Raw genomic sequence first — 25,773 nt, forward strand, 5'->3', positions numbered from 1 at the left:
ACCTTGGTATAAAACGATTCCTTTTGGCTAGGTGAGTATCATTGAAATGGATAAATATCAAACCTCAGTTGCAACTTTTGATAAATTGGCGCAGCAGTACCAAGAAAAATATATGGATTTCGAACACTACTTTGATACGTATGATGCCATCTGTGATTTAGTTACAACCCCAAATGCAAAAATTTTAGATATTGGTTGTGGGCCAGCAAATATTTCAAGTTACTTGTTAAAGCGTCGTCAAGATTATCAAGTTAATGGTACCGATTTGTCACCAGCTATGATTGAGCTTGCTAAAGCAAATGTTAAGAATGGTCGTTTTAAAGTACTCGATTCACGAGAAATTAGCAAAATCGAACAGAAATTTGATGCGGTTATTTGTGGTTTTAATGCACCATATTTAGATGAGGAAAATGTTGCTCAGTTAATTGCTAACATTTCTAGCTTATTAAAGCCCAACGGAATCTTGTATTTCAGTACTATGGAAGGCAGTTCGTTTGATAACGGCTATCAAACATCATCAAGTGGCGATCAAGTCTATATTCACTATCACTCTTATCCGTTTTGTGTGGCTCAGTTGCAAGCAAACGGATTAGAACTGATTGAAGTGAAGCGAAAAATGATGCCGCCTGAGGCCAATCAGTTACAAGCGATAGATATGTTCCTTTATGCAAGGAAAGTTTGTTAAAGAGCCCCGATTTTTATACTGATGTCGTACGGGGATTTTCTATTGAGTATTTTTCAACTTTGCGGGTAGAAGTATTTATAAATAGCCCTGATAAAATACCTAATCCCATAAATGTCGGAAGCCCAAAAGGTGAAGGAGTCAAAAAGATAGAAACAGCTGCACCAACTCCAATTGCCGAACCTGCGACAAAATGTCGTGGCCGCTCAATTGAAGGAAGGTTAACCTTATACCCGAACAGTTTGTAACCTTTCTTGTCATTAACTTCTTGTTTATCTAGTGGTATATCTATGTAAACTTCATTTTTAGCCACTATCACTGCACCTGCTTCCGTTGACATAATACTTCACCTACAAGCAACTTCTTTTTGTAAATTGTAACTCTGCAATGATGAATTCAAAGTGAACAATAAATGAATTATGATATTGGAGTCAGTATTAGCCATAAATCACAGTATAGATAACGACTGCACAGGCCGCGCCAGCACCTAATGATTCATGAAAACGACCCAATAAAAAATAGCATATTGAAACACCACCAATAGTGACACCCGCAAACAATCGTTTTCAATCGTTCATTTAACAGGTTAAGATTGAGTAACTTTGGCTCCTCGATAAAAATTATCTATGCTGATTTCACCAGCGACGAGAGCTGGGGTCGCACAAGCAGTTCCAAAAACTGGGCCTCCAATTGCGCTGCCGATAAAAAATAACGCTATGCCGCTCGCCAAGCTACCTGCAGCTGCTAGTAGGTCATCCCTCGAATCCTTGGCGTTTATTACCTTAAATCCCATGAACTGTTGATGAAATTCTTTTGGCTCTTGGGCAGTTTGTCCCTCAGGATGCAAAAAACTTTTTGTATTAGGAAGGATAGTTCCTGAAGTGGCTGAAGACATAAGCTAACCATAATTGTTGAATTTACAGTTAGCTTATCAAATCTATTTGAACTCAAGCTGAAAGACTAAGAACAAGTATCACTCCTTTTTAGGTTTGGCGATTTTATTTATCTCATTCATTAGCTTTGCTTTTTCCGCATCAGTTAATTTGGGTTCAAGTGATTCTCTAAGAAGTCCATAGGTCACCCCACCACCTGCAATCGACAATGCAAAGCAAGCGGGGTGATTGAAAAAGCAACAAAAAGTCGTAGTGACTCCACACCATACGCCTTCGATAAGCTTTTGTGGCTGCTGTATTTCAAAACCAAATATTTCACAATTATCTTCTTCACTACGGGGGATTTCTTGGGATTGTGGTGCTTTTATAGGATCAGAAACACCTTTAAGTTCAGTGGCCATAACAATCTACTTAAATCATCAAAATAATGAGTAGAGTTTAATTGATAGTCTATAAATCTAAGGTGGATATTAAATGAATTATGAAATAAATTAGCCCCTGATAGGGTTAGCAGGGGCAGGTGATAATTAATTAAACGTACTCCAAATTGGCGCATGATCAGACGGTTTTTCAATGCCCCTTAAGTCATAATCGACATCTGACTCAACCAATCTTTCAGCAAGTGATGGTGTAGCTAAAACGACATCAATACGAAGCCCACGATTATCCACAAAGCCTTTGCTTCGATAATCAAACCATGAATAACGATCTTCACGCGTTGGATGTAATTGGCGGAACGTATCAATCAACCCCCAATCAAGCAGAGTTTGTAGCCATTCACGCTCTTCAGGTTGGAAGCTACATTTTCCCGTTTTTAGCCAGCGTTTTGCGTTAACGTCACCAATACCAATATCTAAATCAATTGGAGAAATGTTGATGTCCCCAATAACAGCAATGTCTTCATCATTTGAATGATGCTTATTAAGATAAGTCATTAAATCTTTATAGAATTTACGCTTGGCAGGAAACTTGGTTTCGTGCTCAATGTTTTCCCCTTGAGGGAAGTAGCCATTGAGAACGGTAAGAGTACGTCCACTGTCTTGTTTGAACTTACCGATGATCATACGGCGTTGTGCGTCTTCCTCATCAGTTGGAAAGCCTTTTTGAACATGAATAGGGGCTTTTTTTGATAGCATGGCAACACCATAGTGTGCTTTACCACCGTGATAGTGAACGTGGTAGCCCATGGCTTCAACCGCTTCTAATGGAAAGGCCTCATCATGTACTTTAGTTTCTTGAAGACCAATGATGTCAGGTTGCTGAGTATCAATCAGTGCTTGAAGTTGGTGAAGTCTGGCTCTCAGTCCGTTGATATTGAAAGATACGATTTTCATTAAGGCAATACTCGCTTAAAAGGTTTAACGATAACGTGTTGGTATACGCCAGCAGCGACATAAGGGTCGGCATCGGCCCATGCTTGAGCTTCTTCTAAATAATCAAATTGTGCTACAACCAAAGAGCCCGTAAAGCCATCATCACCAGGTTCTTCGTTATCGATTGCTGGGTGAGGGCCTGCAATCATCAAGCGGCCTTCTTCTGATAATTGTTTTAAGCGCTCAATATGGCCAGCACGAGCCGATTTTCTTAACTCAAGGCTATTTTCAACATCTTGAGATGAAATCATGTACCACATAATTATTCCTTATCGTTTTCTTCTTGCGGGAGGTGAGGGTAGAGATAAGCGATAGTTCCCACAAGGTTGAGAATACTGAGTATGGTTAACCCAAAGACTTTAAAGTTTACCCATGTTTCAAGCGAAAAGTTGTAGGCAATATAGATATTAATGGCTGCGCATACTGCAAAAAAAGCTGCCCAATAGAAGGTGAGGTTTCGCCAGATTTTTTCAGGCGCTTCGATTTCTTTACCCAGCATGGACTTAATTACAGAGCGATTCATCAGTTGGCTGCCAATTAATAGGCCAGCGAACAAAATGTAAATTAGAGTGACTTTCCATTTAATAAAGTTATCGTCATGGAATACTATGGTTAGGGTTCCGAATATAGCCACCATTGCAAAAGTGACCAGTAGCATCTTCTCAACTTTTTTATAAAGAAGGTAAGTAACGATAAGCTGGATAAGCGTTGCTGCGATTAAAGCGCCAGTTGCGACATAAATATCAAAAAATTTATAAACCAAGAAAAAAATGATTAAGGGTAAAAATTCGAGTATTTGTTTCATACGGAAGTTAAAGAAATTATTGATGCTCAGGAGTGTAACACGAGGATTATTACCCTAACAACGACCACCATTTTCGATTAAAATAGTGATTAAGATTTTTCTAATGATATTTTAATGACTCAAGTAATCCAGAAGCATCTCCAGCTTATAGAGCAGAACCTGAAGCAGCATGATTTGTGGTCAGTACAATCGCTATCGAGTGAACAGCTCAATAGCACAACACCTTTTGCGTATGATGTGATGCCATTTGAACAATGGCTACAATTTATATTCATCCCCAAAATTCAATTCTTAATTGACTCAGAGCAATCGTTACCCAGTTCAATGTCGATTTCTCCTATGGCAGAACATGTTTGGGGACAACAGCCCCAACTGCAACCATTAATTGAATTGTTAAAAGCAACGGATAAGTTATTTAATGACTGATGTAACACACTTAGACGAAGTGGAATTAGAAGAAACCCCACCACATATTGAAGTTTTATTTGAAGATGAGCACTTAGTCGCCATTCATAAGCCTGCTGGGCTGCTTGTGCATCGCACTTATTTGTCTAGAAAAGAAAAGTTCTTTGCTATGCAGATGACGCGAGATTTGGTGGGGTGTCATGTATTCCCTGTTCATCGCTTAGATAGACCTACTTCAGGTGTATTGTTATTTGCCAAAAGTAGTGAAATTGCCAATCACCTTTGTAAGCAATTTGAAGAACATAGTATCGAAAAATATTATTTCGCACTGGTTAGAGGTCATGTAACTCAAGCCGATAGAATGGATTATGCATTAAAAGAAGAACTGGATGATATTGCCGACAAATATGCTGATAAAGACAAAGAAGCACAATCGGCTATTACCGATTACTGGCCGATGCTTAATGCTGAAATCCCCTATCAATCTGGGCGATACCCAACCAGTCGTTATGCCCTGATAAAAATGCAACCACACACAGGCCGTAAGCATCAGCTTCGACGCCACATGGCACATTTTCGACATCCCATTATTGGAGATACCACTCATGGTGATGGCAAGCAAAACAAATTTTTTAGAGATTTTTCTGGCGTGAATCGCCTTTGGCTTATCGCTAAAAAACTGGTATTTAATCACCCAATTACCAATGAACGAATTGAAGTAGAAGCCGAGCTTGAAAAAGAATGGTTAGAAATCTTCGAACAATTGGGTTGGAATGATGAAACCTTGTTAACAGAGCCTATAATCGATATTGTTAATTAAATTAAACAGGTATCAGAAGGATCCTATTGTGAAAACAATCAACATTTTATTTGGAACCGTATACGGCAGTGCACAATTTGTCGCTGAAACGCTAGCCACGGAATTACAGGAGCAGGGTTATCAAACAAATCTATTAAACCCAGAAGAAAATGTTGATTTTGTGCCCTCAGAAGATGAATTGCTATTGGTTATCACATCTACCACAGGTCAGGGAGACCTCCCTGATAACATACAACCTTGGTTTGAATCGATGAGATCTGCTGCAGCTTATTTGCCAAAACTAAAATATGGATTAATTGGTTTGGGAGACTCTAGCTATGAGACTTATTGCGGAGCCATTAAGCAAGTAGACGCATTGTTAGAAGAACTTGGTGCAAATGCCATAGTTCCACGTTTAGAAGTGGATGCGATAGAAACGATGGAACCAGAAATTGAAGCTCAAGCATGGATAAAAGGTTTTATTGAAGCAATAGGCTAGCATTTGCTAGCCTGTTTTTCGATGTTGTTAGCCGTTATAGGCTTTATTGGATGTCAGGTTAGCAACACCTTTTACAAGTTTGAAAATTGACCAGATAAATACACCAATTAAAATAAACCAGCCTACGATAAAGAACATAGTAATAAAGCCAATAATGCTAAATACCAGCCCCCAAATAAATACCGAAATAATATTTGAATAGTGATCAGCAAAAATACTATTTTCAGCATCGGATTTCTTTATAAATGCCCAAATAAAGCCTACAAACCAAAATATTCCAGTAAATAAGCCAATTCCCATTAAAACATATGCAATAAGTGCATTTTGTTTAGCGGCTGAATCATAAGATGACAAAGGGGTAGTTGGGTCAATCGTTGACATGGTTTAGTCCTTTTAAGTGTTATTGTTCGTAAAATAAGCTGAAGCTAAATTAAAATATCTGTGCTTGTTTTACAAGCCCCCAAAAGAGAGCCGAAGCTCTCTCAATAAGATCAACACGCCCTATTTTTTACAGCACAAACGCATAACTGACTTTCATAAATAGGCGTCGCTCAGTTTGTGTTAATGAGTCCACATCATCATTAGCGATATGACCATCTGAGTAGCCTAGATAAAATACGCTCAGAGGGTTGAGTTTATAACCGTATAATACTTCGTTATTAACGTTACTAAACTTGGCATTTCGCTTGGAATACTTGTATAAGCTTGGGTCACGTTTAATGTGAGTGTAAATGCTTGACACCCTTAAAAAGCTTTCTACAGTGAATTGCCAATTTAAGCGGAAATCCAGCAAGTTAGCCGTAAACAGACGACCGCCATCCACATTAAAGCGAGTGTTTTCATACTCTACATCTATTGACAGGCGCTCTGTTACATCCCAACCAAAATCAGGGTTTAAACGCAGCTTTTTACCCAATTGATTATTAGCAAAATCAATTTCTTTTTCGTACATGGCTGTCAGTCCCAGCGTTATATCTGCGCTTGGATCAAATTGGCCTCTAAAGAAAAAGTCCGTTTCATCAAAATAATCGGTATTACCTTTGATACGAAGCGTCGAATTGTTTTTGCGTAAACCTACAGCAGTACGAGAAACAACCCCAAACTTCAGGCGGCTTTGATAATCACCATCAAAGTCGATAAAGGCTTGAGATTCGCGCTCAAGCAGTTCACCGCTTTCTGAGTGAGTGATATCCCAGTCACCATGCAGGCGAATGGTATGAAAGAAGTTATCATCTAAGAACCACTTATAATCGCCACCAACAACAAACTTATTGAAGTCGGCTCTGGTCATAAAGCCAAGGTCTGCACGAAAGTCATCACTGATATTTTCAAAGACTGCAAAGCCTGACCAATTACGAGTCGCATGTTTATAACTTAGGCGATAAAAAGTACCCGTAAAATTACCATCTATTGCTGAACGTAAATGAGCTTCACAGCTATCAAAGCCATTAAACACTTCACTTCTTTCACAGCTAAATCTGTCTTTTAGTGTGGTTGGGTATTGAGTCTGAGAGCCAGCAAACTGAACTTGAAAGGTATCTTTGGTCGTTGGCTTATACTTAACATCACCGCTTAATAAATAGTTATGATATTCATCAGAGTCTTTAATGGTGAGTAAAGTGCCTACAGATAAGTCTTCAGACACATCATAGCGGTATCGACCTGCTATGTTCATGCTATCTTCATTTAGTGAAACTACTTTACTACCCAAATTGCCCGGGACGATAAAATTGGTAACACTATCATTAGCAACCAAAAGACCTGCTGTGTGTTGCTCAACCTTACTGGTAAGTTTTAAACCATAATCAGGTGCAGCGATATTTCTTGTATGCAAGAAATTCTTTTGAGTATCAAAGTAATCTTTGTTATCTAAGAAAAATGGGCGTTTCTCATCAACAAACAAAGTGAAAGTGGAGTTGATATTTAGCTGTCCAGCATCAGCTTCAACTTGAGAGAAGTCAGGATTTACAGTGGCATTTAATAAGGTTGACGGCGTGATTGCCCATCGAACATCGGCGCCTACCTCAACATCGTTGCTGTTATTCCAATCAGTTTTAGGATTAATGTTTCGTTCTTGTGAGCGTGCGCCAACTATTGAGGGAGTAATTTGTAAACCACTACTTTGTTTGGCGCCTGACAAGCCTTCAGCAACACCTAATTGGCAAAGAAAGCAACTGTTGTTTCTGTCTTGGGGTAAAGACGATAAACGATGAATAACATCTCTTGGGTAATAACGAATAAACTCAAAGCCCCATTGTTGTTTATCAAGACTGTCGTCGAAGTTGAAGAGAGACAAAGGAAGTTCCATTTCAACGCGATAGCCATCTTCTACGCGAGTTGCAGCGCTGTACCAAATGCCATCCCAAGCATCACTTTCTTGGCCTGTTAATTCATTTTCAATCGAATCACTTTGAGCACCATAAGGGTTAACAAAGAAGTTGTAAGCAAGTCGAGAATCGTTGAATGTATCAAACTTTAAACCAACAAGATCATCCCCGAAGATCTTGTCTCGTGCACGGACGTTAGCACGAATATCAGATGGCTTATGATCTCTGGCTATAAAAGAAACAAAAATTGAAGTGTCTGTAGCAAAAATGCGGGCTTCAGTCTCTACAGGAGCAGGCTGATTTTCAGCAGGACGAACTTCATAATTTAGAGTAGTAACAGCGGCTTGTTGCCATTGCTGTTCATCTAATACGCCATCAATAGTAGCAGCAGTGGAGAGTGTAGGAATAACTAGGTGAGCATTGTTTTTATCGCCAGCAAATGCAAAATTTGAAATGCATGCAGACAATACCGCTAACCCTGCAAAAAAACGAGTTTTCAAAGTTGTGAGCCTTTGTGAATGATGTTTTTATTTTGTTGTTAATTTTACACTGTTTGGAAAACGGATCTATTGGCAAAAAAGCGATACAGGAGGTTAATTGTTACAAAGTTTGTATGGGGGATGTGATTGAGTAAAAGTTTACATACAGAGACTTAATTATTGCTTGAACTTAGGAAAATATAAGTCTAAAAACTCTTTGATGATTGGCATTGTATTTTTGACGTAAGACAAAATATTGACTCGTCGGATATGTGGTAAATATCTTATAATTCAATATGATATATGTATATTTCCAATTGGTATTAACACTCTAATTTAACAATAATGTAACATCTGGTTTTTGATAATTTAGGAACTACTAGGATGTTATATGAATAAAAAAATTCTGGTTATCGTTATTGTATTTGTAATGCTTCTAGGATTAGGGGCAATGAACTTCTTTAAAAAATCTGAGCCTGATTCACCTGTCGTTAATGTTGATGTGTCTGGACCTTCAATACCTCTTGTTCGTAGAACAATTCCTAAAATTGAAAATGGCTTATCGACAGGTGTTGATATGTTTAAACCTCAATCACCTTCGAAGAGTAAAAATTTAATAGCAGAAGAAAAAGACACCGTTGTTTGGGTTGATTCAGAAGAAGCTGAACGTGTTTTAAAAGAGCAGGGCAAGCTACCTGCCGATCTTACTAAAGAGCAATACATTGAACTCGATTTGGCTGAGCTAAAAGCGCTAGAAGTTGGTGATTATGTCGACTTATATATTCCTCAAATGGGAGGAAGTTATACCGGTGAAGTTGATTTTGTGCAGGTTCATTCAAATGGTGATAAAACGATAGAAGCCAATATACCTGGGGCTGGACGCTTGTATAGTGCAGTGATCACTTTGGGAGAAGAAGCTGTATACGGCAATCTAGCAACTCAAAATGACACTTACATTGTTGAAGGCAACGGTAAATACGCATGGATAGCCTCTAAAACTGATCTTGAATCTAAACATTCCAAAGAACACAGCGATGCTGTGATCCCAAATGGCAAAGTTGAACATAAAAAAGACAAAATTTTCAGCCTCAGCCAATAACAAAAAATTCCCTCACTTAAATCAAAAATAAAATGGAGAAAACAATGCACAAATCAATTAAAAAAACTGCATTAGGGGTCTCAGCTCTGCTTGCTTCAACAGCAGTGAATGCAGAAACCATTGATGTAATGATTTTATATACACAGCCTGCAGCTGATGCTGTTACGAATATTGATACTAAGATCAATCAGTATATTTCTAACTCTAATCGCATTTATCGAAATAACGGATTAGATATAGAGTTACGATTAGTTGGTAGGCAATCTCAACCGGCATCTACGGATAATTTAGTTCCATCAGAAGCTCACCTTAACTTACTCACAAATAGTCAAGGCGTTAAAGATACTCGTGCCAATGTCCGTGCAGATATGGTTGTACTTCTAGGCAAGCGTCAAAACGTTCAGGGGGGCTATGTTTGTGGTATTGGATGGGTTGGTCAAGGTCAAAATGGTAACTTGTACCCGCAAATGAAAGATCGCATGTTCAGTGTCACTGCCGTTGATTGTGGTGCTGCGACCTTTATTCATGAGTTAGGACACAACATGGGGTTAGGCCACTCGGTGCGTCAAGGTAATAGAGGTGGAGTGTTTGCTGATGGCGTAGGTCATGGCGTAGATAATAATTTCTCAACTATTATGGCTTATCCGCAAGCCTTCGGTTCAGCAGTTCGTTTGGATTACTTCTCAGATCCTTATTGGAATGGATGTAATGGACAAGCCTGTGGTGTGGAAGGTGAGTCTTACTCAAACAAAACACTTTGGTATGTGAAGGATGATGTAGCTAACTTCTTTTAATCGTTAGCGTTACAAACGAGGGAATGAACTAGGGAGCAATAGCTCCCTTTTTCCGTTTGAGTGAAATGTTGAATCATCTATAGGTGAATTGGTATTAGCACCTTTCTATCATTTGCTGTAAGCTGCCGTCCCCTCGTTCCGTTGATGTAGACTGAACGCTGCCACAAAAAAGAGATTATTTCATGAGTTTTGCCTCTCTAGGTTTATCAGCCCCTATCCTCGAAGCTGTAAAAAAACAAGGATACGATTCACCTTCACCTATACAGAGCCATGCAATACCTGCTGTTTTAGATGGCAAAGATGTGATGGCAGCCGCTCAGACTGGGACGGGCAAAACGGCAGGCTTTACTTTGCCTATTTTAGAAAGGCTTTCTGATGGTACGAGGGTTCGACCAAACCAAGTACGTGCCCTTATTTTAACGCCAACAAGAGAGTTGGCGGCTCAGGTAGGTGCAAGTGTTCAAACCTATAGTGCTAATCTCCCTCTTCGTTCTACTGTTGTTTTTGGTGGTGTTAAAATTAACCCACAAATGCAGAAGTTACGTAAAGGTGTGGATGTGCTGGTCGCAACACCAGGCAGATTGTTGGATCTCTACAATCAAAATGCAGTTAATTTTAAACAGCTTGAAATTTTAGTATTAGATGAAGCCGATAGAATGTTGGACATGGGTTTTATCCACGATATTAAAAAGATCCTTGCCATGCTGCCTAAGCAACGTCAAAATTTGCTGTTTTCAGCTACTTTCTCAGACGACATTCGTAAACTAGCCAAAGGGTTAGTGAATAACCCGATAGAAATATCGGTTACACCTGAAAACGCAGCGGCTAAAACCGTAGAGCAATGGTTGTATCCAGTAGATAAAAGTAAAAAAACAGCACTAATAACCAAGCTTATTAAGGCCAATAACTGGAAACAGGTTCTGATTTTCACCAAAACAAAACACGGTGCGAATCGCTTAACAAAGCACTTAGAGAGTAAAGGCATTCTTGCTGGCGTTATTCACGGAAATAAAAGTCAAAACGCGAGAATTAAAGCGCTTGCAGAATTTAAAGCTGGAAAGTCTAGAGTTCTAGTGGCAACAGACATTGCTGCGCGTGGAATCGACATTGATCAATTACCGCAAGTTGTGAACTTTGATTTACCCAATGTGGCCGAAGATTATGTCCATAGAATTGGTCGTACGGGCCGTGCAGGGGCAACAGGTCAAGCCGTGTCTTTAGTTTGTGCAGATGAATTGAAAGAGTTAAAGGCTATTGAGCGTCTGACAAATAAAATTTTAGAAAGAAAAGTTCAAGAAGGGTACGAACCGGTTAATGAGTTACCTGTAACTCAGTTAGATGGCAAGAAAAAGCGCATAAAAAAACCGAAAAAACCAAAGCAAGATCATCAAGATGGTCAACGCACGAGCAATTCCGCTTCAACTCAAAAACCAACAGGTAAGCCATCATCAAATAGAAGCGGTAAGCCAGCGGCGAAAAAGAATCCAACACGTCGTCGAGTGAGAAACTCTAAGCCTCAGTAGTGTTCAATATTTCGAAATATAACCTCCAAAGTTAGGCTGAATTCAATCGCAAACAAGTGGTAGAATTGCAGCCTAGTTTTTTCCATCTCCATACAGTAGGGCATCACCTTGAGTCAGTCTGCTAACACCAAACAATCTAAAGCCGCTTTTTCATCATTACCATTGAAGAAAGGGCTATTGGATAACCTTCACACCATGAATTATCAAAGCATGACTTCAATTCAGGAGCAAAGTTTACCTTTAATCCTTGCTGGAGAAGATGTGATTGGTCAAGCAAAAACCGGCTCAGGTAAAACCGCAGCCTTTGGTTTAGGCTTGCTTAACAAATTAGATGTGAAGCGTTTTCGCATTCAGTCGTTGGTGTTATGTCCTACACGTGAGTTAGCTGACCAAGTTGCCAAGGAAATTCGAACATTGGCTCGAGGTATTCATAATATTAAAGTGCTTACCTTGTGCGGTGGTGTACCAATGGGCCCACAAATTGGTTCACTGGAACATGGCGCTCATATCATTGTTGGTACACCTGGGCGCATAACTGATCACCTTAGCCGCAATCGCTTAGATTTGAGCAATGTTGAAATGCTGATCCTTGATGAAGCCGACCGTATGTTGGAAATGGGTTTTCAGGATGCTGTAGAAGATATTCTTGCCGAATTGCCAGTTACCAAACAGACGTTATTATTCAGCGCTACCTTTCCAAAACAGATAAAAGCAATGACTGAAAACATCATGCACTCACCGCATCGTGTTACGGTTAAAGAAGTTCATGATAATTCGACTATTGAACAACACTTTTATCAGTTAAAAGATAATCAGCATCGAATGGAAGCCTTACGTTTACTCATTTTACAGCAACAACCACAAAGTGCCGTTGTTTTTTGTAATACTAAGCGTGAGACTCAGCAAGTAGCCGATGAGTTAGAAAATCTAGGTTTCAGTGCTGCTGCTTTGCATGGCGATTTAGAGCAAAGAGATCGTGATCGTGTATTACTACGTTTTGCCAATAAAAGCATCAACATTTTAGTGGCTACCGATGTGGCCGCTCGTGGGTTAGATATTGATTCATTAGATGCCGTATTTAACTATCATCTGGCTTTTGATCATGAAGTACATACCCACCGTATTGGTCGTACAGGTCGTGCTGGTAGTAAAGGGAGTGCATACACTTTTTATACTGAGCACGGTTACATCATATCATTGATTGAAGACGATTTAGGCCGTGAAATTGTCAGTGAGCCACTCCCGCCAATGAGTTTAATTCACGCACAACCACCTCAGCCTACTATGAAAACCATTCAAATTGATGGTGGGAAGAAACAAAAGTTACGTCCCGGAGATATACTAGGTGCGTTGACGGCTAATCAAGAACTCAGTGGTGATCAAATTGGTAAGATTCACATTACTGATATTCGTGCATTCGTTGCAGTTGAAAACAAAATTGCTAAAAAAGCATTACGTAAAATAACCAACGGCAAAATGAAAGGGCGTAACTTTAGAGCTTGGTTGATGTAATTTCTGGTTTGTCAGAAAGCATAGCTTTACTGGAGTTATTCTTTTTCCAGTAAAGCTAGAGGGCGTTCTCAATTAAAGACCTTTTGATTCGTTACAATCTAAAGATAGCTAAAGCGGCTTTTCATCTTTATCTAGCAATTCAGCTAATCCAACTAGAGCAACAAACAATACGGCGCCCACAGGCCAAATAATCCAAGTGGTACCCCAATCCATTGTCCAAAAGCTCCAGCCAAGGAATATAGCGGTCAGTAATGGCCAATAAAATGCCGCTAATTTTTCTGCTCGTTTCACTCGATTACTTTTTTTTGATTTTCCATTTCCTTCCTGCAGAATACGATTATAGGCATCAAATTTAGCGTCAGCAGGAACAACGACATAAACACCTATGGCTATCATCAACAGCAGTACAATAAGCATTAGTAATGGCAAAATAGAGCTATTAATCAAAATGCTGGTTACAAGCAAAGGTACTGAGCTGATAATAAATAAGAATACGGCTATAAAGGTTTTAAAGTTATAGGTCGGTCGGTAACTTTTGAGTTTTTCACTGATAGCACTGTGCACGCCATAAGCTAGCTCAAAGGGTTCATTATCGATAACTTCAATATCTTCATCATAATGATTAGTTTTAATAAAAAAGCCGACACTTACAGCCACAATAATGAGTACGCTAACAATACCAATTGCAGGTGCTAATTTATCTGATATTCCAAATTTTCCAACTTCAGCCATGGCTAACAAAAAGAACAACGGGATAGGAGAGCAAATACATAACATTGCGCCTTTAGCGTTCAGCTTTTCTATGGCTACTTTACTTTCGATATACTGTAATGCGTATTCCAATCCAACTTGGTTTTTATTGTTTTGCTCATTTTGAGCGGAAGTCTCGATGGTTTCGTTCTCATCTTTTAATAAAAAATCAATGGTTACGCCAAAGATCTCAGCCAACAATAAAATCTTGTTTAAATCAGGAATACTTTGAGTGCTTTCCCACTTAGAAACAGATTGTCGAGACACATTCATTTTGTCTGCTAATTCTTCCTGAGACCAACCAAAACGCTTTCTTAATTGGATTATCTTTTCCGCCAAAATCATTTTATTTGTCCTTTCGTCCATAGATGAGTGGAAAGCATAGAAAATCATCTGGTTGCAAACTATCAAGTGATGTTGGAGTTTTGTCAACTAGTGGTTGCTAATAGAAAATTGAATAATGGTTTTGGTTGCGTAGGTAAGATTTTGAACTATTTTCGGCGCATTGTTGAGGTTGTTTTAAGAAAAGGTTGAGCCTCAATACAACCACCCTCAACTGCGGCGTTCAGTAGATTAGATGCTCTTGATAGCATGCTTGGGTCGTTTTTGGCTTCTTTTAACCTGTGCTTTCCTAATAAAAATTGAGCTTTGGCCAGAAAGGGCCTTGCTTCATCAAAACCATCTGCAAAAGCAGTATCGAGACTAGAAAAGGCAGGTATTAGCATGGTCTCATCTTTTAAGGCTAAATCAAGACGATGTTTGCCTAATACAAACATCACTTCAACAATGAAAGGCTTAGCTTGTTTACAACCATTCTCAAAAGCACTTTGTAAAAGCCCTTTGGCCCTTTCTATCATTTTGGGATCGTTATAAGACTCTTTAAGACGTTGCTTCCCTAATAAAAACTGAAGTTCAGTGAGATAAGGTTTTGCCTCTTCGTTACCACACAAAACTGCATTATCAAGTAATCTAAAAGCTCTTTCTGACATCGCTGGGTTAGTTTCGATTTTTTCAAGATATTGTTTGCCTGATATAAATAAATCGACCAAAAGTTTATCGAGTTTCTGTCGGTTATCAGTAGTATTGGTTAATGCAAAGCCCATTCTTCCGAGCTCTGATCTACATTTAGGGCACTCAAACTCTAAATGACGTTGATATCGAGCTTGGGAATATAGTTGTAAGCATTCAAAATGAAAATAATGAGGCTTTGTGCAATGAGTTGTTTGAACTACTCTGTACTCATTTTTTTCATCAAAGGAAACCAAACAAACAGGGCATTCCTCCTGATTTGATTGTTTTAATGAATCAAGAGGAATTAATTTCGCGTAAAATGAACGTTCAAGGTCCGAATAAGAATATACGTCGAGCAATGTTTATTATTGATTAATAAAAAGAAGCACAATAATACCAACGATCTATATGACGTGTAATGAAAAATGTTTCATCATACTAGGATTAATTTATCCGTTTGATGCTAATTATCTAATCAGGCGCAATGTTCTCATTGCGATAAACCTCACGATATTTATCTACCCACATTGCGGTGGCACCACAAATCGCAACTGGCATAACGATAAAGTTCACGATAGGGATCATCGATACTAATGCCACAGTCGCACCAAAGCTAAAGCTACTTCCTTTGGTATTTTTCAGCGCAAATTTCATGTCATCAAATTTCACTTTGTGGTTATCAAAAGGGTAATCACAATACTGAATTGCCATCATCCAAGCACTGAATGCAAACCAAACGAATGGAAAAATGGTTTGTCCTAGCACTGGGACAAAAAAGAGTAACAATACTAAGATGGCTCTAGGCAGATAGTATTTTAACTTTTTCCACTCACGGCCAAGAATGCGAGGCAAATCTTTTATCAAATCAACAGTGCCACCTGTGTTCATTGGTTTTCCCGTGAGTTTTTCCTCAACTTTTTCAGCTAGCAAGCCATTAAAAGGTGCGGCTAACCAATTCATTACAGAGCTGAACACAAACGACATACTGATTAACATAGAAATAATAGCCAGAGGCCACAATAAAAAATTTAACCAGCTTAAAAAATCAGGTATTTGACCACCTAACCAATCGAATAACGCCTGTAATCGGACAAAAGCAAAATAAAAGGCGGTAGCAAAAAGTAAAATGTTGATGGTAAGAGGGATGAACACAAAACTTCTAAGCCCCGGCTGACGGATAAGTTTTAGTCCATCAATAAAGTAATTAACGCCACTCTTAGTGCTAGAATGCTGAGAATTCATAAGTTAAGCCTTTTAAAATTGGAATTCGTTGTGTGAATCGCTTTTAGCAAAGGTGTACAAGTGTGGATTCCAATAAAAATATATATCTAGTGCTGACATCCGTGGCATCCTGTTACGGATAGCTGTGTTACCACACTAATTCTCTATTTGTATTTACTGGATATTTTCTCATTCACACATCGAGTATTACGAATAAAATAATTTTGAATAACTCTTGAGCTAATAACAAGTCACAAAAGCGATTACTAATGTAAAAAACGTTACAAAATGCGTCTTAGCTTTGCTAAAGTAATCTATTCTCATAAAAAAGATTTTAATATGGAACTCCACACAGCCTAAATGAAACTTAAACAAATAAAATTGGCTGGATTTAAGTCGTTTGTTGATCCAACAAAAATCCCCTTTGAAAAATCATTAACTGGCATTATCGGACCTAATGGTTGCGGTAAATCTAATGTTATTGATGCGGTTCGCTGGGTGTTGGGAGAAAGCAGCGCAAAGCATTTGCGTGGTGGGGCGATGACGGATGTTATTTTTAGTGGTTCAAATGCTCGAAAGCCGATATCCGTTGCAGGTGTTGAGTTAACATTTGAGAATCAAGATGGTCGACTTGCTGGTCAATATGCCAGTTATCAAGAAATTTCGGTGAAACGTCAAGTTACTCTTGATGGTGATTCTTCTTATTTTCTTAACGGTCAAAAATGTCGCCGTAAAGACATAACAGACTTATTTATGGGAACGGGGTTAGGCCCCAGAAGTTATGCCATTATTGAACAAGGCATGATTTCAAGGTTAATTGAGTCTAAGCCGCAAGATTTACGGGTATTCATTGAAGAAGCTGCGGGCATTTCTCGTTACAAAGAGCGTCGTCGAGATACTGAAAATCGTATCCGTCATACCCGTGAAAATTTAGAGCGTTTAGAGGATATTCGGACTGAGCTATCTACTCAGTTGGATAGACTAGCAGCACAATCTAAAGCCGCAGTTAAATATCGAGAATTAAAAGAAACAGAGCGTAAAACTCATGCTGAACTATTAGTGATGCGGTACAGTGAGTTTTATGAACAGATTGACGAAATCAGTAAGCAATTATCAGAGCTGGATCTTGAACTAGTCAAGTATCAGTCAGAATTGAAAAGCTTTGAAACAAAGCAAACTCAACTTACGGTTGAGTTAAATGAAGCATCTGATGCTGAACAAAAAGCGGTTGCTGAGTTTTATCATAACAATACAGAGCGTGCGAAGTTAGAGCAGCAAATTAGTCATCAGCAACAATTAGAGCAGCACCAACAGCAACGCTTAACCAGTTTATCACAACAGTTAGCTGAATTAACCGAGCAAATCGAACAACTAGACGTTGAGCAAGAACAAATAAAGCAGCAACAAATCAATGCTCAACCAGAGTTGGAACTGCTTGACGAAAAAGTTGAGGAATTGTCTGAAAAAATAGAACAACAGCAAGAGCATAAACAGCAGCAACAATCTCAACATCAAGATTTCAAGCAAGAGCTGCACAATGCAAAAATGGAGTTACAACTTGCTGGTAGTCAATTAACCCATGCTCAGCAGCAACTATCTCAAACACAACAAAATCAAGATCAAGTTAACTCCCAATTAAAGTCATTGGAAGAAACTCAATCGAGTAAAATTGATGCTCAATTACTTGGGAAGATTGAGAAGCAAATTAAGCTGCTTCGTGCTCAGCTAACAGAATCACAAAATAGTTTTAAAATTAGCCAGAACGCATTTGAAAAAGCAGATGTTCAGCGACAGGAATTAAAACAACAGCAAGCCGCAAGCCGATCTAGGCTGGCCTTTATTGATTCTTGGTTAGTAGAGCAACAACAAGAGCATCAGCAAGTTTGGCAAGTCATTAGAGCGGCTGTAGGCTGGGAAAAAGCCTTGGAACTTGTTTTGGGAGATTTACTCACCGCTAAAGTGGTTCCGGAGTTTTCTGATGATGCAGGCTTTGTGGTTATTGAAGCTGGATTTCAGCATGAGATGCTAGATAAATGCCCAGTAAACCTTGCACCATGGTTAGATAATTTATTGCTCGCAGACGATAGAGAACAAGCGACAGCCTATTTAAATGACTTAAAAGATGACCAGTGTGTACTAACTAAAGATGGCTTTTTGATAGGACAGGGTTTTTTGTTGTCAAAGTCGCAACGGTCCAATACTCAATTATCGTTTAAAGCAGAAAAAGAGTCTGTTGAAAATGAACTACAAAAGCAGCAAGACGAACTAGAAATATTACAGCAAAGCTGTCAGCAATATTCGTCTCATAAGCAACAGAAGCAAGTTGATATTGAAAATATCCAAAAGCAATTGCAGCAAAAGGAATTGGAATTAACACGAGAGCAATCTTTTTATAGTGCCGAGCAGAAACGTATTGAACAGAATAATGCTCAGCGTCAACTGCTTGAGTCTCAATTAGAAGCGTTGCAACTCAAAGTAATCCAGCTTGAATCTTCCATTGAGTCGTTAACCGAAAAGAATGAGCACCATACGGAAGTGGTTGAACAAGCTCAATCTAAAATTCAGCAGTTAGAATACAAGCAACAACAAGGCAATGCCCAGTTTGGTGATTTAAAAACACAATTGACCCAATATCAGCAACAAAGGGAACAGCTCAATCTTCAAATCCAAAAAAATGAGATGAAGATAACCTTGGGTGATCAGCAAGCTACCCAATTAAATACCAATAAGCAGAACATAGACAAACAAATTTTTGAGCTTGCTGGTGAAGATGTGTCTTCAACATCAGAGCTACAAATAGATTCGTTACAAGAGCAATTACAGCAAAAATTACAAATACAGCAACAACAACAAAAAGAGCTGGATAAGTATCGAAATCAACAAGCTGAATTACAAGCTCAACTTGATGGGTTAAGAAGTAACCAAAAGCAAAGTGTAGGACAATGTGAGGTCTTGACTCAGAAGATCAGCGAGTTAAAGTTACATCGAGAAGGCCTTAAAGGCCAAGCTAATAGCTTGAAGCAGCAGATAAATGAAGAGCAGATAAACTTAGAAAGTATCATTCAATCCATTGCTGTTGAGGCAAATGTGGATGAGTGGCAACAAACGTTAGACAAGGTTCGTAATCAGATTCGTCGTTTAGGTGCAATCAACCTAGCGGCCATAGATGAATACGAACAACAGAAAGAACGTAAAGTTTATCTTGATGCTCAAAATGACGATTTAACCCAAGCACTTGAAAGTTTAGAATCGGCAATCCGAAAAATTGATCGAGAAACGCGAACCCGCTTTAAGACTACCTTTGAAGAAGTAAATGATGGTTTAAAAACCTTATTTCCTAAAGTGTTTGGTGGTGGGAGTGCATACTTAGCATTGACGGATGATGACCTTTTGGAAACGGGCGTTACCATCATGGCTAGACCACCAGGAAAAAAGAATAGCAGTATTCATTTACTTTCGGGTGGAGAAAAAGCCTTAACCGCTTTATCATTAGTGTTTGCTATTTTTAGGTTAAATCCAGCTCCATTTTGTATGTTGGATGAAGTCGATGCGCCGCTTGATGATGCAAATGTCGAGCGATTTTGTCGCTTGCTGAAAGAAATGGCGCAGACAGTACAATTTATTTTTATCAGTCATAACAAAATAACCATGGAAATGGCTGAGCAGCTTATTGGTGTCACTATGCACGAAGCCGGAGTTTCCCGAATCGTAGCGGTTGATATTGATGAAGCTGTCCAAATGGCAGATGCCAGTTAGTTTTGCAGTTATATTGATATTATTTAACTGTGTTTTTGATTCATTTTTAGTTTCGGTAGGGTAACGGATGGAAGACCTGCAATTAGTTTTTGCTCTTTTAGGTGGTGTCGCAATTTTGGCCGTTTTGGTACATGGAATATGGTCCATTCGTCGCCAACAAGGAAACAATATTAAAGATAAAAAGATGCGAAGAACGCCAAGGAAGCATTCACCTCGAGTCGATTCAGAAGGGTTTGATGAACACGGTATTGGTGAGGTGAGAGTAGTAAAAGGTTCTGAGCCAAAGCAGTCAGAGTCAACAGTTAAACAAGAACCTACCTTGGCTTCAAAGCCTGAAGTAGATCGTGTTGAGCCTGTCATAGAAACTCAACCGGCTCCGGCATCAGAAGACCAATTAGACTTAGGGCTTGAACCGAAACAAGCGGGTCTTTTTGATGACGATGAAACCGCTTTTACCCCAGAGCAAGAAGGTGAAGTAAAGCAGGTTGAAGAAGAACCAGAGCAAGAGCTTGCTGATCCATATGATGTACTTGTTTTGCATGTGGTAGCAAAAGAAGGGGAAGAGTTGAAAGGCGCAGAATTGTTGCCGAGTATGCTCACTGTTAATTTTAAATTTGGTGATATGAACATTTTCCATCGCCACGAAAATCCGGCTGGTACAGGAAAGGTATTATTTTCAATTGCTAACATGGTAAATCCGGGTACTTTTGATCCGGATAATATGGAGCAATTTTCTACCCAAGGCATAGTGTTATTTATGCGCCTTCCATGCCATGGTGATGCCTTGCGTAACTTCTCTATAATGCTTGGTTCTGCAGAACAATTAGCTGACGATCTCGGCGCAGAGCTAAAAGATGGAGAGCGTCTTGCTTGGAATGATGACAAAAAACAAGATTACATTCGCCGAATTAAAACATAGTTTGAACGCAAAAATATTATAAAATAGGGCCGCAAATGCGGCCTTATTGCTCTTAGAATGAGACAAAACATGACCTCGATTAAGCAACAAATTGAAGCACTTTCAGTTAGTCTACATCAACATAACATCAATTATTATGTTGATGATGCTCCTACTATCCCTGATGCTGAATATGATCGTTTACTCCATGAATTAAAAGCTTTAGAGCAGCAACATCCTGAATTTATTTTGCCTGACTCTCCAACTCAACGAGTAGGTGGTGCGCCACTAGATAAATTTGAACAAGTTACTCACCTCAAGCCCATGTTGAGTCTTGATAATGCGTTCAATAGTGAAGATATGCAGAGTTTTGATAAGCGTAACTCAGATAAAGTTGGGCAAATTGAGTATTGCTGTGAACCCAAACTTGACGGCTTAGCCGTAAGTATTTTGTATCGCAATGGTATCTTAGAGCGTGCTGCTACTCGTGGTGATGGTAATGTAGGTGAAGACATTACCGAGAATGTTAAAACCATTCGCTCGATACCGCTGAGGCTACGTGGTGAGTTTCCAGAGCTGGTGGAAATTCGCGGTGAAGCTTTCATGCCTAAAGCCGCATTTGATTCAGTCAACGAAATTGCAAAAGCGAAAGGTGATAAGGTTTTCGTAAACCCGAGAAATGCGGCGGCTGGTAGTTTACGCCAGTTAGATAGCCGAATAACGGCTAGTCGTAAGCTTGATTTTTATGCTTACGCTTTGGGTGTTGTCGAACCAGAAACTTGGTCATTAGCTGAAAATCATTATGCTCAATTACAGCAACTTAAATCTTGGGGGCTCCCTGTAACCAATGAAGTTAAGGTTTGTCCAACTTTGGCTGATGTGGATGCTTATTACACCGATATTTTAACTCGCCGTGATTCTTTAGATTACGAAATTGATGGCGTGGTGATCAAAACTAACAGTATCGTTCAACAAAACCAGTTAGGATTCGTCGCTAAAGCGCCGCGTTGGGCAATCGCTTATAAGTTTCCAGCACAAGAGGAAATGACCTTATTAGAGGGCGTCGACTTTCAAGTAGGACGCACAGGTGCGCTCACGCCTGTTGCACGTCTTAAGCCTGTATTTGTGGGGGGAGTTACCGTTTCTAATGCCACTTTACATAATGCGGATGAAATAAACAGGCTGGGTGTAAAAGTTGGTGATACAGTCATTATTCGTCGAGCTGGTGATGTTATTCCACAAGTTGTAGCGGTAGTCTCAGAAAAACGCCCTGATTCAGCTGAAGATATAGTGTTCCCACAACATTGCCCAATATGTGATTCTGATATTGAAAGAGTAGAAGGGGAAGCCGTAGCCCGTTGTACAGGTGGTTTATTTTGTGGCGCTCAGCGTAAAGAAGCGATTAAACATTTTGCTTCCCGTAAGGCCATGGATATTGATGGTATGGGCGATAAAGTTGTTGAGCAGTTGATTGATAAAGAGTTGGTTCAAACTCCAGCAGATTTATTTGGTTTATCGGCTTCTGCCATCACCATGTTGGATCGTATGGGAATGAAGTCCGCAACTAATTTGGTAAATGCATTAGATGCAGCCAAAAAAACAACTTTGGCTAAATTCCTTTATTCATTAGGTATTCGAGAAGTTGGTGAAGCTACAGCGTCAAACTTAGCTGCTCATTTTAAATCACTTGACGCAATCAAGGCGGCTAACGCTGATGCCTTAATCGAAGTTGAAGATGTTGGTGTTATTGTCGCTCAGCATATTGAGCACTTTTTTGCCCAATCTCATAACCTTGATGTTGTTGATGCGCTTATTGCAGCAGGTATTCATTGGCCTGAAATAGAGCAAGTAGCTGAAGACGAACAGCCACTGAAAGGCCAGACTTGGGTGCTTACAGGTACTTTGACACAAATGGGACGTAGTGACGCTAAAGCAAAGTTACAACTACTTGGTGCTAAAGTGGCTGGTAGTGTTTCTAAAAAGACAGATTGCGTTGTAGCTGGAGATGCGGCTGGTTCAAAACTGACAAAAGCTCAAGAGTTAGGAATTAAAATTCTTGATGAAGATGGTTTATTGGCAGTATTGAATAGTTAAATTTGATCATGAAAGATCAACAGGACCTAATTTTTCGCCCCTTGGAGCGATTTAATTTGGGTTTATATTTTGTGTCACTCCTGCCTTTTCAGGAGTGACGTAGATGCTTATCTAGCCTATAAATTGCACGTAATTAATAGGGTAACGATAGGGTTGAGATTATTTATTGCTCTATCTTACAAAAAATAGTGTGTAATGTTTTAACAATCTCGTAAACTCGCTCATCAGCAATAGAGTAAAAAACTTGTTGTGCTGACTTTCTCGCTTTAATCAAATTCTTTTGCTTAAGTACCGCTAAATGTTGTGAAAATGCTGACTGACTTAATGTACTGTGGCTTAATAATTCTGAGACATTAACCTCACTTTCAGTAAGTTGACACAAAACCTGCAGTCGATCAGGGTGGCTCATGGTCTTTAGGAGGTCAGCCGCTTCTTTAGCATTGGCTTGCATGTCTTGGGGATTCATTATTGCACCTTTAATAGGCTTTAAAAGCTTGCTTCAAACACATTGAAAATAAAATCCTATTATAAAAAATAACCTTAGTAAAATATATTTTCGGTTATTCTAAATTAGGTTTTTCTAATGAGATTATTGGTTTCATTAAGATTAAACAAAAAGCCTAGGATATGATTTAGGGTCAGGGTTGAAATACTGTTGATTTTTAGACTGCAATAGTTGCTTTTGAACGTTTTCTATTCAGTTCTGTGAACAGAGAAACGTTCAAATAAGGTATTAAAGCTCAACACGCAGCTGCTTTCTTTTTTTGCATTTTTACATCGTACATGGATTTGTCGGCTTTGGCGTACAAATCACTAGCCGAAGTATAACGAGTCAATTCACTCATTCCTGCGCTGTACCCAACATCAAACTGCTTTAATAGTGGTTGATTCTGAAGGCTTTGTTCAAGACGATTCAAGAGTATTCGCGTAGCGTTTTCATCACCGTGAACCAAAATAATGAATTCATCACCACCCACCCTAAACGCATGATCTGTGTCTCGGATTGTGCTTTGCAATAATTTTCCGAAGTCTTGTAAAATTACGTCGCCAAATTGATGACCAAATGAATCATTGATGTGTTTGAGTTTATCTAAGTCTAAAATGGCTAACGTTAGTGGCTCACCATTACGGTCAAAACATGCAATTCTGGTTGCTAATACTTTTTCATAGTAACGGCGATTACCGAGACTAGTTAGAGAATCGAGTAGCGCTTGGTTTGAAATTTCATAATGACGCAAGGCATTTTCAAGTGGCTGCTTCAATAAGGCTTCTAGTTGAAGCAAAAGTGATAACTGTTTAGCTGATAAAGTTGATGTTAGCCGATAGTTCACTTCTGCGGCTTGTTGTTGAACTTGGAAATGTCTTTTGAACACTTTGCCTTGATTAGAACCAAAATGGAGGTGATGTTCTGGCAATTGTATGTTCATACCTACAATCGGCAAATGTTGTTCAATGGTTTTGCCATAGTTGGCAAAAACCTGCCTTGGATCTAGGCTGGCATGAAGCGATTGCAATACTTCGACTAAATCAGGCTCAATATTTTTTACAAGCCGATCTTGCGGTGAAAAGATCAGTTGTTGTGATTGATAATCTGCTGCTAACCCAAAATCCATAGTTACTCCGACAGAGCGCATATTTTGACGATACGGATCAGAAAGCAGTATTTGTGCCATATCGAAAGTAAGTCGAGGTTATTGTGATGTGTTGAGAAACTTTCTTATTTTATTAATTTGTGCCTTACCGTCTTGATAGCCCAAATTCATGAGTTCTCTGGTGTATTCACGTTCAAATAACAAATAAGAAATAACACTAGACTGTGAGTACTTATTGATGCCAAAGGCTCTCAGCATAAGCCTTATTGCCAAAGGCATACGCTGATAATGTTTAATCGCAATATCTGATAAATCCTGACTCGGTGTAATCACCATAGTTTCTATAGGTTTGGATGGATACTGTGCTTTTTTATCATCAGCGATGAGTTTTATTGTTTGGTTTATATGTTCAATTCGCTCGAGATCACTATTAAGCGTATCAGAAAAAATAGTGTCTAATAAGTGACCTGCAATGGAAGAAACTTTCGGATGATCTGTCAAAGAATTGGCTTTTTCTTTTGAAGAAAAAGCTAAATTAATGATCATGATTTTATCAGCACCTAGATGAATAGGGGAAGATAAAGGTGATATCTGATGGATAGAGCCATCACCATAAAATTGTTGGTTAATCTTTACTGATGGAAAAACTAAAGGAATAGCAGAGCTTGCTAAAAGGTGCTCGGTATATAACTGAGTTCTTTGGCCTACACGCCTTGCACGAATCCAGTTATCGATAGAGTTATTAGCTTGGAAAAAAGAGTAAGATTTAAAGTCGTTGTAGCAAGATACATCTATGCTTAGAGCTTCTAATGCGCCTCTATCGATATTCCTATCGACACGTTCGAAATCCATAACCTCATTGAGTAATTGTCTAAGTGGTTCATTATTGAGTAGGCTGCCAGGTTCTGGATTAATTGGAGCTGCCTGTAAACTTTTTAGTAGTATCTTTGCAAAGTGCGCAAACACACCGGAGAATGAGCTTCTATACACTTTATTGGTTGAAAATTGCCCCCAAACATAGCTGAGCTTTTTCACACCTAAGTGAAAACATGATGCATGGGTTGCAAGCGAGGTTGCATTGATAGCTCCCGCTGACGAGCCTGAAAGAATATCAAAAGGAATATTGTGGTTGCGTGGATAGTCTTCCACTATCGCTTTGAGCACACCAACTTGATAGGCAGCTCTAGCGCCACCACCTCCCAAAACTAATGCAATATTTTTATTCATAATACTTATGTAAAGAGATGTTAATCCATGTACC

At 39.1% G+C, this 25,773-nt stretch carries 25 protein-coding genes; 11 read left to right on the forward strand and 14 right to left on the reverse strand.

The genetic code is table 11. From position 1 onward, the window contains the following. Positions 1-46 precede the first annotated feature (46 nt). Positions 47-685: a class I SAM-dependent methyltransferase gene (locus tag AC1EU0_RS12010; protein ID WP_480302667.1), complete on the forward strand. Its 639-nt coding sequence runs from the start codon at positions 47-49 to the stop codon at positions 683-685. A 13-nt stretch (positions 686-698) separates the two neighbouring features. Here AC1EU0_RS12010 and AC1EU0_RS12015 read toward each other — a convergent pair whose 3' ends face one another. The 6 genes from AC1EU0_RS12015 to AC1EU0_RS12040 all read right to left on the reverse strand — a co-directional run bounded on the left by AC1EU0_RS12015 (position 699) and on the right by AC1EU0_RS12040 (position 3,753). Beyond that, positions 699-1,022, reverse strand: coding sequence for a hypothetical protein (locus tag AC1EU0_RS12015; protein ID WP_480302668.1), 324 nt, complete (start codon positions 1,020-1,022; stop codon positions 699-701). A gap of 246 nt (positions 1,023-1,268) precedes the next feature. Then, positions 1,269-1,577 carry a hypothetical protein gene (locus tag AC1EU0_RS12020; protein ID WP_480302670.1) on the reverse strand — a complete coding sequence of 103 codons (309 nt, stop codon included), beginning with the start codon at positions 1,575-1,577 and terminating at the stop codon, positions 1,269-1,271. A 78-nt stretch (positions 1,578-1,655) separates the two neighbouring features. Further along, on the reverse strand, positions 1,656-1,976 hold the full coding sequence (locus AC1EU0_RS12025) for a hypothetical protein (protein WP_480302671.1): 321 nt from the start codon (positions 1,974-1,976) through the stop codon (positions 1,656-1,658). A 126-nt stretch (positions 1,977-2,102) separates the two neighbouring features. Then, the gene (gene xthA / locus AC1EU0_RS12030) at positions 2,103-2,909 is read right to left on the reverse strand and encodes an exodeoxyribonuclease III (RefSeq protein ID WP_480302673.1); all 807 of its coding nucleotides are present in this window, start codon (positions 2,907-2,909) and stop codon (positions 2,103-2,105) included. Next, entirely contained in the window at positions 2,909-3,208 is a 300-nt protein-coding gene (locus AC1EU0_RS12035) for a YciI family protein (protein ID WP_480302674.1), read from the reverse strand. Before AC1EU0_RS12035 ends, xthA begins: the two co-directional genes overlap by 1 nt. Before the next feature lie 2 nt (positions 3,209-3,210). Further along, a complete protein-coding gene (locus tag AC1EU0_RS12040; RefSeq protein ID WP_480302676.1) occupies positions 3,211-3,753 on the reverse strand; it encodes a septation protein A in 543 nt (180 codons plus the stop codon). 114 nt (positions 3,754-3,867) lie between these two features. On the opposite strand from AC1EU0_RS12040, the gene AC1EU0_RS12045 reads away from it, so the two are divergent. The 3 genes from AC1EU0_RS12045 to AC1EU0_RS12055 are packed head-to-tail and all read left to right on the forward strand — an operon-like array spanning position 3,868 to position 5,456. Continuing rightward, positions 3,868-4,179 carry a YqcC family protein gene (locus tag AC1EU0_RS12045; RefSeq protein ID WP_480302677.1) on the forward strand — a complete coding sequence of 104 codons (312 nt, stop codon included), beginning with the start codon at positions 3,868-3,870 and terminating at the stop codon, positions 4,177-4,179. After that, positions 4,172-4,978 (forward strand): tRNA pseudouridine(65) synthase TruC, encoded by an 807-nt coding sequence (truC, locus tag AC1EU0_RS12050; protein ID WP_480302679.1) that lies wholly within the window; start codon positions 4,172-4,174, stop codon positions 4,976-4,978. Before AC1EU0_RS12045 ends, truC begins: the two co-directional genes overlap by 8 nt. 28 nt (positions 4,979-5,006) lie before the next feature. Next, a complete protein-coding gene (locus AC1EU0_RS12055) occupies positions 5,007-5,456 on the forward strand; it encodes a flavodoxin (RefSeq protein WP_480302681.1) in 450 nt (149 codons plus the stop codon). 27 nt (positions 5,457-5,483) lie between these two features. On the opposite strand, the gene AC1EU0_RS12060 is transcribed toward AC1EU0_RS12055, so the two are convergent. Together AC1EU0_RS12060 and AC1EU0_RS12065 are read right to left on the reverse strand one after the other, a co-directional pair. Beyond that, on the reverse strand, positions 5,484-5,837 hold the full coding sequence (locus AC1EU0_RS12060; RefSeq protein ID WP_480302682.1) for a DUF4870 family protein: 354 nt from the start codon (positions 5,835-5,837) through the stop codon (positions 5,484-5,486). 127 nt (positions 5,838-5,964) lie between these two features. Further along, the gene (locus AC1EU0_RS12065; RefSeq protein WP_480302683.1) at positions 5,965-8,283 is read right to left on the reverse strand and encodes a carbohydrate binding family 9 domain-containing protein; all 2,319 of its coding nucleotides are present in this window, start codon (positions 8,281-8,283) and stop codon (positions 5,965-5,967) included. Between the two features lie 370 nt (positions 8,284-8,653). Between AC1EU0_RS12065 and AC1EU0_RS12070 the strand changes: the two genes are divergently transcribed. From AC1EU0_RS12070 to dbpA, 4 genes are all read left to right on the forward strand, one after another. Then, positions 8,654-9,361 (forward strand): lipocalin/fatty-acid binding family protein, encoded by a 708-nt coding sequence (locus AC1EU0_RS12070; RefSeq protein WP_480302685.1) that lies wholly within the window; start codon positions 8,654-8,656, stop codon positions 9,359-9,361. Between the two features lie 44 nt (positions 9,362-9,405). After that, positions 9,406-10,155: a zinc-dependent metalloprotease family protein gene (locus AC1EU0_RS12075; RefSeq protein WP_121839846.1), complete on the forward strand. Its 750-nt coding sequence runs from the start codon at positions 9,406-9,408 to the stop codon at positions 10,153-10,155. A 182-nt stretch (positions 10,156-10,337) separates the two neighbouring features. Beyond that, a complete protein-coding gene (locus tag AC1EU0_RS12080; RefSeq protein ID WP_480302686.1) occupies positions 10,338-11,678 on the forward strand; it encodes a DEAD/DEAH box helicase in 1,341 nt (446 codons plus the stop codon). 108 nt (positions 11,679-11,786) lie between these two features. Further along, positions 11,787-13,190, forward strand: coding sequence for an ATP-dependent RNA helicase DbpA (gene dbpA, locus AC1EU0_RS12085; RefSeq protein ID WP_480302688.1), 1,404 nt, complete (start codon positions 11,787-11,789; stop codon positions 13,188-13,190). 108 nt (positions 13,191-13,298) lie between these two features. Here the strand turns inward: dbpA and AC1EU0_RS12090 are convergent, their stop codons facing one another. The 3 genes from AC1EU0_RS12090 to cysZ all read right to left on the reverse strand — a co-directional run bounded on the left by AC1EU0_RS12090 (position 13,299) and on the right by cysZ (position 16,193). After that, positions 13,299-14,285, reverse strand: a complete 987-nt coding sequence (locus AC1EU0_RS12090) for a helix-turn-helix domain-containing protein (protein ID WP_480302690.1) — start codon at positions 14,283-14,285, stop codon at positions 13,299-13,301. Between the two features lie 146 nt (positions 14,286-14,431). Further along, on the reverse strand, positions 14,432-15,043 hold the full coding sequence (locus AC1EU0_RS12095; protein ID WP_480302691.1) for a hypothetical protein: 612 nt from the start codon (positions 15,041-15,043) through the stop codon (positions 14,432-14,434). A gap of 379 nt (positions 15,044-15,422) precedes the next feature. Continuing rightward, positions 15,423-16,193: a sulfate transporter CysZ gene (gene cysZ, locus AC1EU0_RS12100; RefSeq protein ID WP_480302693.1), complete on the reverse strand. Its 771-nt coding sequence runs from the start codon at positions 16,191-16,193 to the stop codon at positions 15,423-15,425. Between the two features lie 339 nt (positions 16,194-16,532). On the opposite strand from cysZ, the gene smc reads away from it, so the two are divergent. The 3 genes from smc to ligA all read left to right on the forward strand — a co-directional run bounded on the left by smc (position 16,533) and on the right by ligA (position 22,920). Next, positions 16,533-19,928, forward strand: coding sequence for a chromosome segregation protein SMC (gene smc / locus AC1EU0_RS12105; protein WP_480302694.1), 3,396 nt, complete (start codon positions 16,533-16,535; stop codon positions 19,926-19,928). A gap of 67 nt (positions 19,929-19,995) precedes the next feature. Then, positions 19,996-20,847 (forward strand): cell division protein ZipA, encoded by an 852-nt coding sequence (gene zipA, locus AC1EU0_RS12110; protein WP_480302696.1) that lies wholly within the window; start codon positions 19,996-19,998, stop codon positions 20,845-20,847. A 69-nt stretch (positions 20,848-20,916) separates the two neighbouring features. After that, the gene (gene ligA / locus AC1EU0_RS12115; RefSeq protein WP_480302697.1) at positions 20,917-22,920 is read left to right on the forward strand and encodes an NAD-dependent DNA ligase LigA; all 2,004 of its coding nucleotides are present in this window, start codon (positions 20,917-20,919) and stop codon (positions 22,918-22,920) included. A 163-nt stretch (positions 22,921-23,083) separates the two neighbouring features. Here the strand turns inward: ligA and AC1EU0_RS12120 are convergent, their stop codons facing one another. The 3 genes from AC1EU0_RS12120 to AC1EU0_RS12130 all read right to left on the reverse strand — a co-directional run bounded on the left by AC1EU0_RS12120 (position 23,084) and on the right by AC1EU0_RS12130 (position 25,739). Beyond that, complete coding sequence (locus AC1EU0_RS12120; RefSeq protein WP_480302700.1) at positions 23,084-23,386, reverse strand: ArsR/SmtB family transcription factor; 303 nt, start codon at positions 23,384-23,386, stop codon at positions 23,084-23,086. 274 nt (positions 23,387-23,660) lie between these two features. Next, positions 23,661-24,593, reverse strand: a complete 933-nt coding sequence (locus tag AC1EU0_RS12125; RefSeq protein ID WP_480302702.1) for a GGDEF domain-containing protein — start codon at positions 24,591-24,593, stop codon at positions 23,661-23,663. Positions 24,594-24,611: 18 nt separating this feature from the next. Next, on the reverse strand, positions 24,612-25,739 hold the full coding sequence (locus tag AC1EU0_RS12130) for a patatin-like phospholipase family protein (RefSeq protein WP_480302704.1): 1,128 nt from the start codon (positions 25,737-25,739) through the stop codon (positions 24,612-24,614). Positions 25,740-25,773: the final 34 nt, after the last annotated feature.

It is taken from the genome of Parashewanella sp. 2210YD4-3 (assembly GCF_056591735.1).

Excerpts from the sequence above, each read along its gene's own strand:
- AC1EU0_RS12070 (WP_480302685.1), top strand. The coding sequence starts at position 8,654 with ATGAATAAAAAAATTCTGGTTATCGTTATTGTATTTGTAATGCTTCTA.
- AC1EU0_RS12095 (WP_480302691.1), bottom strand. The coding sequence starts at position 15,043 with ATGGGCTTTGCATTAACCAATACTACTGATAACCGACAGAAACTCGAT.
- AC1EU0_RS12090 (WP_480302690.1), bottom strand. The coding sequence starts at position 14,285 with ATGATTTTGGCGGAAAAGATAATCCAATTAAGAAAGCGTTTTGGTTGG.
- ligA (WP_480302697.1), top strand. The coding sequence starts at position 20,917 with ATGACCTCGATTAAGCAACAAATTGAAGCACTTTCAGTTAGTCTACAT.
- AC1EU0_RS12120 (WP_480302700.1), bottom strand. The coding sequence starts at position 23,386 with ATGAATCCCCAAGACATGCAAGCCAATGCTAAAGAAGCGGCTGACCTC.
- zipA (WP_480302696.1), top strand. The coding sequence starts at position 19,996 with ATGGAAGACCTGCAATTAGTTTTTGCTCTTTTAGGTGGTGTCGCAATT.
- smc (WP_480302694.1), top strand. The coding sequence starts at position 16,533 with ATGAAACTTAAACAAATAAAATTGGCTGGATTTAAGTCGTTTGTTGAT.
- AC1EU0_RS12010 (WP_480302667.1), top strand. The coding sequence starts at position 47 with ATGGATAAATATCAAACCTCAGTTGCAACTTTTGATAAATTGGCGCAG.
- AC1EU0_RS12020 (WP_480302670.1), bottom strand. The coding sequence starts at position 1,577 with ATGTCTTCAGCCACTTCAGGAACTATCCTTCCTAATACAAAAAGTTTT.
- truC (WP_480302679.1), top strand. The coding sequence starts at position 4,172 with ATGACTGATGTAACACACTTAGACGAAGTGGAATTAGAAGAAACCCCA.
- AC1EU0_RS12130 (WP_480302704.1), bottom strand. The coding sequence starts at position 25,739 with ATGAATAAAAATATTGCATTAGTTTTGGGAGGTGGTGGCGCTAGAGCT.
- AC1EU0_RS12015 (WP_480302668.1), bottom strand. The coding sequence starts at position 1,022 with ATGTCAACGGAAGCAGGTGCAGTGATAGTGGCTAAAAATGAAGTTTAC.
- AC1EU0_RS12025 (WP_480302671.1), bottom strand. The coding sequence starts at position 1,976 with ATGGCCACTGAACTTAAAGGTGTTTCTGATCCTATAAAAGCACCACAA.
- cysZ (WP_480302693.1), bottom strand. The coding sequence starts at position 16,193 with ATGAATTCTCAGCATTCTAGCACTAAGAGTGGCGTTAATTACTTTATT.
- AC1EU0_RS12060 (WP_480302682.1), bottom strand. The coding sequence starts at position 5,837 with ATGTCAACGATTGACCCAACTACCCCTTTGTCATCTTATGATTCAGCC.
- AC1EU0_RS12040 (WP_480302676.1), bottom strand. The coding sequence starts at position 3,753 with ATGAAACAAATACTCGAATTTTTACCCTTAATCATTTTTTTCTTGGTT.
- AC1EU0_RS12125 (WP_480302702.1), bottom strand. The coding sequence starts at position 24,593 with ATGGCACAAATACTGCTTTCTGATCCGTATCGTCAAAATATGCGCTCT.
- AC1EU0_RS12080 (WP_480302686.1), top strand. The coding sequence starts at position 10,338 with ATGAGTTTTGCCTCTCTAGGTTTATCAGCCCCTATCCTCGAAGCTGTA.
- AC1EU0_RS12045 (WP_480302677.1), top strand. The coding sequence starts at position 3,868 with ATGACTCAAGTAATCCAGAAGCATCTCCAGCTTATAGAGCAGAACCTG.
- AC1EU0_RS12035 (WP_480302674.1), bottom strand. The coding sequence starts at position 3,208 with ATGTGGTACATGATTTCATCTCAAGATGTTGAAAATAGCCTTGAGTTA.
- xthA (WP_480302673.1), bottom strand. The coding sequence starts at position 2,909 with ATGAAAATCGTATCTTTCAATATCAACGGACTGAGAGCCAGACTTCAC.
- AC1EU0_RS12075 (WP_121839846.1), top strand. The coding sequence starts at position 9,406 with ATGCACAAATCAATTAAAAAAACTGCATTAGGGGTCTCAGCTCTGCTT.